This is a genomic window from Neisseria sp. P0021.S005 (genome assembly GCF_051956955.1).
Genome location: NZ_JBQCWY010000083.1, coordinates 1 through 9,770, shown reverse-complemented (window position 1 = coordinate 9,770; position 9,770 = coordinate 1). Strand labels below are relative to the sequence as shown.

The following is a 9,770-nucleotide window of genomic DNA, read 5'->3' as shown; positions in this document are numbered from 1 at the left end:
CCCCAATAAATAAAATAGCCGACCATGCTCACAAGCATAGCGGCAAAAACCGTATTAATCAGCTTCAAGTTCGCACTCGACTGAGTTTGAGCCATGGAAAGTTTCCTTTTGGAAAACATGTTGAGTCACGTTATTTTAACCTCTTTGTAATCTTTCTTGCACCAACTATTTACATTAAATGCCGAAATTCCCGTAAAAACGTCAAAAGGCGTTAAAATGTCGCTTTACCTTCTCTTTCTGTAACCGAAATGCAACCCCAATACTATATCGGCATCATGTCCGGAACCAGCATGGACGGTGCCGATGCCGTACTGATTCAAATGCAGGGCAAGCAATGGCAACGAGCCGTTGCCCACAGCTTTCTACCCTATTCAGACGGCCTGCGCCAAGAATTGTTGGCACTACAAGACATAGGCGAAAATGAATTGCACAGAAGCAATATCCTGGCGCAAACACTCAGCCGCCTATACACCCAAACCGTCCAACAACTATTGGCAGAACAAAACCTGTCGGCCAAAGACATTGCCGCAATCGGCTGCCACGGACAAACCATCCGCCATGCGCCTGAATACGGTTACAGCATTCAACTGGTTAACCTCTCCCTGTTAGCTGAACTGACCGGCATTTTCACTGTCGGCGACTTTCGCAGCCGCGACCTTGCCTGCAACGGTCAAGGTGCACCCCTCGTCCCAGCCTTTCACGAAGCGCTGTTTCGAGATGCGAATGAAACCCGAGCCGTACTCAACATTGGAGGCATTTCCAATATCAGCATCCTCCCGCCCGACAGCCCTTCTTTCGGCTTCGATACCGGCCCCGGCAATATGCTGATGGATGCATGGATGCAACATATCTGGCAGCAGCCTTACGACAAAAACGGGGAAAAAGCCGCACAAGGCAAAATCCTCCCCGACCTGCTCGCTTCCCTGCTCGACCATCCTTATTTCAGCCGCCCTTATCCCAAAAGTACAGGCCGAGAGTTGTTTTCCCTAAGCTGGCTTCAAGGCCGTCTGAAAGGTAATGAAAAGCCGGAAGATGTGATACGCACATTGGTCTTTTATACCGCACAAACCATTTTTGACGCGACCAAACAAGCTGCTCCGGCGATTCATAATCTTTACATCTGCGGCGGCGGCATCCGCAATCCGGTTTTGATGCAAGACTTGGAAACCCTGTTTTCTCCCGACACCAAATTGCACAGCACAGCCAAGCTCCATCTTGACCCGCAATGGGTCGAAGCTGCCGCTTTTGCCTGGCTTGCAGCCTGTTGGTGCAATCAAGTTCCGAGCAATCCCTACCATGCAACCGGCGCACATTCACACCGAATTTTAGGCTCGGGACATTACGGTAACTAAAGTCGGATAAATAAAAAGGCCGTCTGGACATTTTCAGACGGCCTTTACTATATTAGCTTTTACTTATTCTTCTTCCGGCAAACGATTGATTTTTACACGGGCAATCCGTTGTCCGTCCTTCTCAACCACTTCAAAACGCCAGCCATGGTAATCGATGAAGTCGCCCACATCAGGAATACTTTGCAATTCTTCCATAATCAAGCCGGCAACGGTATGAAAATCGGCGTCTTCCTCTTGAGCAGGCAGATTTAACTGAGAAGCCAATTCCACATACTCCAATGCACCATCCACAGACAGCGTTTCATCCTGACTGGCCGGAGCAGCTTCTTCTTCCTCACGCTCAAACTCTTCGGGGAATTCACCGGCAATGGTTTCCAACAAATCTTTCATGGTCACCATACCCAGCACCGCGCCAAACTCGTCCACCACCAACGCATAATCCGCGCTGCTTTGACGGAACAATTCAATCGCATTCAACGCCGTCGTACTGTCCGGCAAAATTAATGGCTGGCGCAAGGCCGTCTGAATATTGATTTCTCCGGATTCAAGCAGCTGGTTCAGCAAATCTTTTTTACTGATATAGCCCAAAGGCTCATCTACACCTGCTTTACCGACAACCAACAAACGGCTATACGGTGTATTTTTCAATTGCGCATTTTGTTCTTCCCGACTTTGGGAAATATCCAATTTCTCGATTTCCCGACGCGGAATCATCACGCCCATAATCGGACGCTCCGCCAAAGTCAGCACGCTGCGAATCATGGATTTTTCGTTTTCTTCAAAATGCTCGTCATCGCCGCCATTATCGCCTGCTTTTGCCAAAATGCTTTCGCGGATACCCATCATACCCAACACATTTTCAGCGGTGCGCTTACGCCAAGAAGTGCTGATGTAGTCATTTTTGCGGGCATTCTTTTGCGAAACCTGATTAAACAGTTCGATCAAAATCGAGAAGCCGATCGCCGCATACAAATAGCCTTTCGGAATATGGAAATGGAAGGCTTCCGCAATCAGGCTGAAACCAATCATCAACAAGAAACCCAAACACAACATCACAACGGTCGGATGCTTGTCCACAAAGGCAGTCAACAGTTTACTGGCGGAAATCATCACCGTCATCGCCACAACAACCGCACCCATTGCCACCACAATATGATCCACCATCGCCACTGCTGTAATAACAGAATCGATAGAGAAAACCGCATCCAAAATCAAAATTTGCGCCACAACACCCCAAAAAGAAGAATGCTTCTTCTGTCCTTCAGCAACCGCAAATTGATTGTGGCCTTCAAGGCGTTCGTGCAGCTCGGTAGTCGCTTTATAAAGCAGGAAAATACCACCGGCAAACATAATCATGTCTTTGCCGGAAATCTCCAGACCACCCAGCTCAAACAAAGGGCGTGTCAGTGTCATGATGTGTGCCATGAAGCCCAGCATAAAAATCCGAATAACGACAGCCAAACCCAAGCCCGTTATCCGCGCCCTATCCCGTTGCAACGGTTTGACCTTGTTTGCCAAAATTGCTACGAAAACAAGGTTATCAATACCTAAAACAACTTCCAAAACCAGAAGCGTGGCAAAGCCTATCCAAGTATGCGGCTCGGCCAACCAACTGAAATCCATAATGATTGCGTTCCTTTAAAATACAAAAAGGCAGCCGTTCCGCTTAAAACGGACAGACTGCCAAATTTCGGGCATAGATAAAGGGAAGAAGCGGTATAACAACTACTCTGCTCTGCGTCTTTCATGAAAAATTTATGCCCCGGCCAAAAATAATGGCAAACAGTTTATCAGTTTGGCGAAAGAAAGGCAAAGTCTGACAGCATATTTTCTTTTAAAAACAGCCTACCGCTGCCAATCAATCACTTTCTCCAGCTTTAACAAAAGGAATCGGTCGATGTATTTGTTGATCATAGTTTGTTCGGTTTGCTGAAAGAAGATTCTTATAAGGAATTCCCTAAATGCCTGGGTAAAAACTTAGTTTTTTTACTAAGGTCTCAAGCCGTCTGAAAATTGGGATTTTTTCAGACGGCACGGTTTATATAGACAATAATTTTCTTAGAAAATATAACGATTATATTCTTTCAGAAATTACGGATATACTTAATCTCCATACAGTTAAAGTAATTAATCTGCCATCTAAATAAGAATATTCTAATTGAAGAGCATCATCTTCAAAGCAAATATTTCCAGCTGTAAATGTATTGCCATCTAGCCTACCTGTTATCTTATATTGTGTACTATCACCTATTCTTTCAAAAGGAATAATAACAGATTCATCTGTATTAACCTCTTCCAATATAAACTCATCAATAATGAAATAGTCAAGTTCCACATTGTAAACTTTATTCACTTCAATAGCCATTGGACAACAATTAAGGAAACAATATAGATCGTTATTTTCTATAGAAAAATATGCAAATTCCTCAATTGTTTCATCCATTTTTTTAGCTTTGCTGAGTAAATCATTTTTAACCTTTCATAAATTATTTTACTTCATAAATTGTTTTATCTTTTGGATTGCTACGATTTATAGCTTTCCAAAACTCTTTTCCACTTTTCACATGGATGGTTGTGATGGCACTTTAATAATTTGTTCCTATAAAGGCTGATGAATTAAGTGTAATCATTTAATCAATTATCATCAAAATATCTTAAAATATTAACCAATAGATAAAATAAAAACCACCATACAAGATGGTGGTTTTCAAATCTGGCTCCCCGACCTGGGCTCGAACCAGGGACCTGCGGATTAACAGTCCGTCGCTCTACCGACTGAGCTATCGGGGAATTAAAGATGAAATTATATAGAAAATATCAGAAACCTGTCAAGAAACAATCTATATAAAAACAAAAATATTTTTATATCTTTTTAATTTATAAAACTTTTATAAGATTTCAGCAATTTGTTTGGCCGCACGTTTCGCATCCAACAAAATCAAGCCCAATTTACCGCTTTCTTTTGCCATCAATGCCAACACTGCATTTTCACCTGCTTGACTCAACAGAATATAGCCATTTTTACCTTTAACCATTACCTGATCCAACTCACCGCAAGCCAACTCATGTACGGAACGATTGCCCAATGCCAGAAGCGTTGCCGACATCGCACCTACACGATCTGCATTCAAGTGGGAAGGCAGCATGGTTGCGATCGGCAGGCCGTCCGTAGAAATAACTGCAGAAGCAGTGATATCAGCAGAGGTATTGTTCAAATCGCTTAATACAGAGATTAATAGTTGTTGCATAGTCGCTCCATTCTAAAATAAATATCGGTCAGGCAAAAATCAACGGCTGCCGTATCGGTGGTACAGCACTTTAACCAAAGTAACAAAAGCCTCTTTATTTAAGTCAGGCATTCCGCCAATTACCAAAATCAGCTTGGTCATGCCAATATACAGCGGGAAAAAGGTCAATTCACTTTGGCCTGAAGGATCACAAATACCCCATGCGCTATTATTGATATGCAGGTTATTGCGAATCAAAAGACGGTGATTGTCTTCCATTTTGGCCACTTCGCTCGCCAAAAGACCCAACTCTTCCGCAGCCTCGTGATGGAAATTGGCATTGGCAAAATACAAACCGTTTTCATCAGCCAATAAAGCTTTGCCAGAATTGGACAACTGTTCCAATAATGTAGGCAATTGCTCGTCAGTCAAATGGATATCGTCTGTGCTGATTTCTTCATCACCATACAAAAATTCTAAGCGTTGGAGGCGGTATAGCAGGTTCAAAGCGGTATTGATGTCGCTGGTATCCGCCCACGCCAAGATTTTTTCGCTGCTGATGGTTTCAGACGGCTCTGCACGCAACAGACCATACAATAAAGTTCTGCTGGCACTGGGCGTATCACTTGAAACAGCATAATACGCACCCGCCGGTGTAATCTTAGGATATAAATTTGCTTGTAAAGAGAGTGTCGCTTCCATCTTATACCTCTAATCCGGGGTCAATTGAGAACAACATGGCAGTAACCAATTGTTTTACATCGTCTTCTCGACGCGCATCAATCTCAAAAACCGGTACATTAAAATTATTCTGTGCTAAATATTTTTGATAAACATCCACGCTTGGTAAAGATCGGATATCCATCTTCGTTACCCCTACAACCAGAGGTGCTTTTTTCAGCAACTCCCGGAATGCATCCAAGAAGAATTGCAAGTCTTTCAATGGATTGCTTCTTGTATTATCCAAAAGAAGCACTAAGCCCATACTGCCTTGGCTCAGAATTTCCCACATGAAATTAAAACGCTCCTGACCAGGCGTACCATAAAGGTGAACCTTAGTTTCCTCATCCAAATGAATGACACCGTAGTCCATTGCTACAGTTGTGTACCCCTTGCGGACAAGTGTCATATCAGATGCAGATGCATCGGTTTGAACCGGTGGTTCATCAGATAAAGCTGAAATTGCAGTGGTTTTACCTACGCCGACAGGACCGGTAAAGATAATTTTATTTTCTTTCATGACGTGTCCTTTACGATTTGCCCAGCAACTTACGCATCAGGCGTTGCAACAGGCCACGAGGTTGTTCTTTAGACGGACCGGCAATTTTTTGAGCCTCTTTGCTCATTGCTGTTTCAGGTACGTCTTTGCTATTCACATCAATCTGTTCGTTCAACGAAGGCGCATTGTGCGCATCAGTTGCAAACTCTGTATCTGTCGCCAAAAAGCCTGTCATATATGTTGCCGATAAATAATTCAAAATATCAGGCATCTCCAAAGGCATGACTTTATAGAGAACATTCAGATTAACAGATGTTTTCGTCAGAAATGCCGACAGACGCATAGATTCCGGAACATGTGCCAAACGGGTTAAATTTGGCCAACGCTTGAGTGTAAAGACAGTTTGCGGCGTCATCGGATAAATCAGACGGCCTGATGCAGTCCAAATAGCCATTTGCCACAAGCATGACATAATGGTGACTTTGGCTTTTTCTTTCCATTGAGGATTATCAGGAACAGCCTTACACACGACAGCCAAGTTATCGTTCTTACACAATTTCTCCAACTCATTGGCACTAACTGTCAACAGTACTCGCTGGATACTAGGAAACACGATTAATATCGGCTTACCTTCATGCAGGACGGCAAGATCTTGGTGTCCTTGACTGGCAAATTTCAGCGCACCCAACAAGCCTTTATTTGGATTAAATCGGCGAATGGTTGCTTTTCTTGTGCCATCGGAATTTGATTGTCTTTTATTCTCTTCGGCCGCTTGTTGCTCAGACGGCTCAAAAACATTGCCGCCTTGAGCCAGGCTGCGCAAAACAGGAAACAAGGTATCAAATTTGACCGGCTTAGCCAAATAAGGAGTCGTTACTGTCGGCAACTCGGAAGAAAACATCGCCACAGGCACTTCCGGATAAGTTTTCTTCGACTCTTTCCAAGCTTCTACACCTGCCGGAGTATCGGTATCAACCAATACCAAATCCGGTTTTTCATCAGAATCAGGGGAAACGATGACGTAATTCGTCGTATTGTGCATTTTAAATGCCATACGGAATACCGCCTGCTGTTGCTCACCCATCTCCTGTAACATAACCCGTATGGTTTTAATTTTTGGTAAATGATTATTCATCACTCGTACTTTCTACGATTATCTTATTTTTTTGAATATTGGTTCATTCGTTGCAAGAGACGGCTCATTGCCAAGACAACCTCTTCAGGCAGGCTGACAACACGTTCACGCAACAAGCGCAGAAATTGTTCCAAACGTCCCCAATCTTCAACGCGTTCGTACAAATCAAACAAGATAATGTACAACTGCGATTCTTGAGGATACTGCAAAACAGCCTGTTCCAAAGTACCGATGGCCAAATCCAACTGACCGTAGGCCAACAAAGATTCCACTTCTTTCAGAGCTTCATCAGCAGGTGAAGAGCTGGCACTGATAACTGAAGAGTCTTTTTGAACCAACTCACGATATTTGGCTTTCATCTGCAAAGAACTTGGCTGAATATAACCGCGCTTTAAGCCAATCTCTTTAATTTGCTGTTCAGACGGCCCTTTTTCCAAATCATCAAAAATTTCGTGATAACCAAGGCTATAACCCCAGCCAAGCATACGTTCTTTTACTTGACGGCCATATTGACCCAAAGAGTGGTAAAGCTTCCACAGATGCTTGGCAAACTGCCCTACTTCTTCATTCTGATAATCCAGACGCAAGGCATCGATAATGAGACCAGCAGGCTTCGCAGAAGTTTGGATTGCTTTATTGTATTGATGCAAAGCAGTCTCGTAGCTGATCTTATCTTTCAGGATTTTTGCACTACGTTCCGGTTTGGCAAAACCAATAACCGCACCCATCTCTTCAGGGCTAATTTCACCAAAATCTTTCTTGCCTAATACGATAGGCGCACGTTTACCCATACCTGGAACGACAATGCGTTCAATCGAGTCGTTCTCAAAGGCAATATGCTCGTCGGAAGCAACTTCCAAACCGCTTTGTTCGCCAATTTGACGGTCCACTTCCTGCATATTCCAACCAAGATGATGCTCGGCGAAAACACGCAGGCGCAGGTTAGTAGAATCCAAAGCCAGACCGGCTTTCAGGTATTCGGCTACGCTGTCTTCAGAAAGGGAAGTACTATGACGCTCAAGCGTATCCGCCAGCATGTCGATATTGCCAACTCGCAGATTCAAACCAATCAATTCATGAACCAGTTTTTCTGGAGCGCCGTCTTCCAAGGTATTGAGATAACCGGCCAAAGACTCCGCTGCTTTACTTTCATAGCCGAACTGTTTATAAACCTGATATTCGGTCAGCGGATCGACTTCTTGTGCGGAAACAGAAGCCGTTGCATCGTTTGAGCCGCTTCCGCCCCATTCCCAGTCTTGATTATCCGCATTGGAAACTGTCTGGTTGACTTTCTCAATCCAGTCGTTTCCATCCTCAGAGGAGGCTGTATGAGCAGCAGATGTACGGCCGCTTTTTGATGCATGTGCGCTTTGTTTGTCTGAATTGTTACTTTGTTTATGACGAACAAAAAACAACACCAGCAAAAAAAGCACCAGCAAAAAAATAGTTAAAAGTTGATAGTTCAAGAACACCTCCCGGTCTTGTGCTGCAAGCTGCATTTATTAACATCTGTTGCTTTACACGCAACTTCAACGTTATTAATTCCCCAAACGAATGATGATAACATGAATGCACTCATTTTTACATTAAAAACCCTACTCACATAAAGGACTTGATACCAATTTACAACTCAAACACACCAATGGATTCAACATGCGAGGTTTGTGCAAACATATTCATGATTCCCGCTGCCTTAAACTTATAACCCTTATCAACCAAGACACCGGCATCTCGTGCAAATGTTGATGGATTACACGAAACATACACTATCTTCTGAGGTAAAAATGGCTTATGTAGCGATTTGACAACAGCATAAGCCCCACTTCTCGGCGGATCCAGTAGCATCTTGTCAAATTTTCCCCATGACTCAACAGTTTTTTCATCGGTATCGAACAAGTCGGCAACAGAAAACGTCATATTCTCGGCACAACGATTCAGGCGGGCATTTTCCCTTGCCCTATCTACCAAATAATAAGCGCCTTCAATACCGACAACCGATGCGCCACTTTTCGCCAGCGGCAAACTAAAATTGCCCAAACCGCAAAACAGATCGGCAATCCGCTCCCCTTTTTGAGGGTTTAAAAGTCTGACCGCCCTTGCCACCATCACTTCGTTCAGCTGCGCATTAATCTGCGTAAAATCACCGGGTTTGTAAGGCATTTCTACATCAAATTGAGCAAAATTATAGTTCAGAGCAGGAGCATTCTCGGGATAAAACGGCAAGGACTCGGCATGATCCTGCAACCATATTTGCCATGCCTTTTCAGCACCCGACAATATATTATCAAACCAATTACGCAATTCGCTTAATATTTGTCCAAACGGTTGATTTATGAAACGAATGTTGAGCGCTGTCACATTTTTCCCGCAATAAAACTCAACAAATTTCACTTTTACACCGTCATCATGCAGCTTTTGCAGCAAATTGCGGACATCAGGCAATCTATCGGACACATGCTTAGGCAAAATATGGCAATGGCGGATATTGACGACATCATGGCTTTTTTTGGCCTGAAAACCGAGGTTCAGACGGCCTTGTTTATCCACCGAAACACTTAAACGCGCTCTATCGCGATAATACCAGGAGTAACCATATAAAGGAGGTAAAATTATTTCCGGCTTGACCTTACCTATCCGTTCCAACTGCTCTTCCAAAATCCGTTGCTTTAACGCAACTTGCGCTCCGAAAGAAACATGTTGAAGCGAACAGCCGCCACATGTATCAAAATAGCAACAAGCTGGCTCAATGCGTTCGGAAGAAGGTTTTAAAACCGTTTCGACCTGAGCTTCTGCAAACTGCTTTTTTTCTTTATGAATGGCAAACGTTACACGCTCTC

At 43.7% G+C, this 9,770-nt stretch carries 9 protein-coding genes and 1 tRNA gene; 1 reads left to right on the top strand and 9 read right to left on the bottom strand.

Features of this window, described 5'->3' with window-relative positions; all coding sequences use genetic code 11:
* The first annotated feature begins 248 nt into the window (after positions 1-248).
* The gene (locus ACTHUE_RS06930) at positions 249-1,352 is read left to right on the top strand and encodes an anhydro-N-acetylmuramic acid kinase (RefSeq protein WP_004519614.1); all 1,104 of its coding nucleotides are present in this window, start codon (positions 249-251) and stop codon (positions 1,350-1,352) included.
* Between the two features lie 63 nt (positions 1,353-1,415).
* Here the strand turns inward: ACTHUE_RS06930 and ACTHUE_RS06925 are convergent, their stop codons facing one another.
* The 9 genes from ACTHUE_RS06925 to rlmD form a co-directional block, all read right to left on the bottom strand.
* Entirely contained in the window at positions 1,416-2,975 is a 1,560-nt protein-coding gene (locus ACTHUE_RS06925; protein ID WP_004519613.1) for a TerC family protein, read from the bottom strand.
* A gap of 451 nt (positions 2,976-3,426) precedes the next feature.
* A complete protein-coding gene (locus tag ACTHUE_RS06920) occupies positions 3,427-3,795 on the bottom strand; it encodes a hypothetical protein (protein WP_004519611.1) in 369 nt (122 codons plus the stop codon).
* A 271-nt stretch (positions 3,796-4,066) separates the two neighbouring features.
* Positions 4,067-4,142 (bottom strand) — tRNA-Asn (locus tag ACTHUE_RS06915).
* Positions 4,143-4,240: 98 nt separating this feature from the next.
* Complete coding sequence (locus ACTHUE_RS06910; protein ID WP_003679682.1) at positions 4,241-4,600, bottom strand: roadblock/LC7 domain-containing protein; 360 nt, start codon at positions 4,598-4,600, stop codon at positions 4,241-4,243.
* A gap of 39 nt (positions 4,601-4,639) precedes the next feature.
* Positions 4,640-5,281, bottom strand: a complete 642-nt coding sequence (locus ACTHUE_RS06905) for a hypothetical protein (RefSeq protein ID WP_003679679.1) — start codon at positions 5,279-5,281, stop codon at positions 4,640-4,642.
* 1 nt (position 5,282) lies between these two features.
* Positions 5,283-5,819: a GTP-binding protein gene (locus ACTHUE_RS06900; RefSeq protein WP_003748733.1), complete on the bottom strand. Its 537-nt coding sequence runs from the start codon at positions 5,817-5,819 to the stop codon at positions 5,283-5,285.
* Positions 5,820-5,829: 10 nt separating this feature from the next.
* On the bottom strand, positions 5,830-6,933 hold the full coding sequence (locus ACTHUE_RS06895) for a response regulator transcription factor (protein ID WP_004519610.1): 1,104 nt from the start codon (positions 6,931-6,933) through the stop codon (positions 5,830-5,832).
* Positions 6,934-6,956: 23 nt separating this feature from the next.
* The gene (locus ACTHUE_RS06890; RefSeq protein ID WP_049336025.1) at positions 6,957-8,432 is read right to left on the bottom strand and encodes a hypothetical protein; all 1,476 of its coding nucleotides are present in this window, start codon (positions 8,430-8,432) and stop codon (positions 6,957-6,959) included.
* A 124-nt stretch (positions 8,433-8,556) separates the two neighbouring features.
* The coding region (gene rlmD / locus ACTHUE_RS06885; protein ID WP_440403123.1) for a 23S rRNA (uracil(1939)-C(5))-methyltransferase RlmD at positions 8,557-9,770 on the bottom strand (1,214 nt) is incomplete at its 5' end.

Bases quoted from the DNA above. Each gene is read 5' to 3' on its own strand.
- ACTHUE_RS06905 (WP_003679679.1), bottom strand. From the start codon at position 5,281: ATGGAAGCGACACTCTCTTTACAAGCAAATTTATATCCTAAGATTACA.
- ACTHUE_RS06920 (WP_004519611.1), bottom strand. From the start codon at position 3,795: ATGGATGAAACAATTGAGGAATTTGCATATTTTTCTATAGAAAATAAC.
- ACTHUE_RS06895 (WP_004519610.1), bottom strand. From the start codon at position 6,933: ATGAATAATCATTTACCAAAAATTAAAACCATACGGGTTATGTTACAG.
- ACTHUE_RS06925 (WP_004519613.1), bottom strand. From the start codon at position 2,975: ATGGATTTCAGTTGGTTGGCCGAGCCGCATACTTGGATAGGCTTTGCC.
- ACTHUE_RS06890 (WP_049336025.1), bottom strand. From the start codon at position 8,432: ATGCAGCTTGCAGCACAAGACCGGGAGGTGTTCTTGAACTATCAACTT.
- ACTHUE_RS06930 (WP_004519614.1), top strand. From the start codon at position 249: ATGCAACCCCAATACTATATCGGCATCATGTCCGGAACCAGCATGGAC.
- ACTHUE_RS06900 (WP_003748733.1), bottom strand. From the start codon at position 5,819: ATGAAAGAAAATAAAATTATCTTTACCGGTCCTGTCGGCGTAGGTAAA.
- ACTHUE_RS06910 (WP_003679682.1), bottom strand. From the start codon at position 4,600: ATGCAACAACTATTAATCTCTGTATTAAGCGATTTGAACAATACCTCT.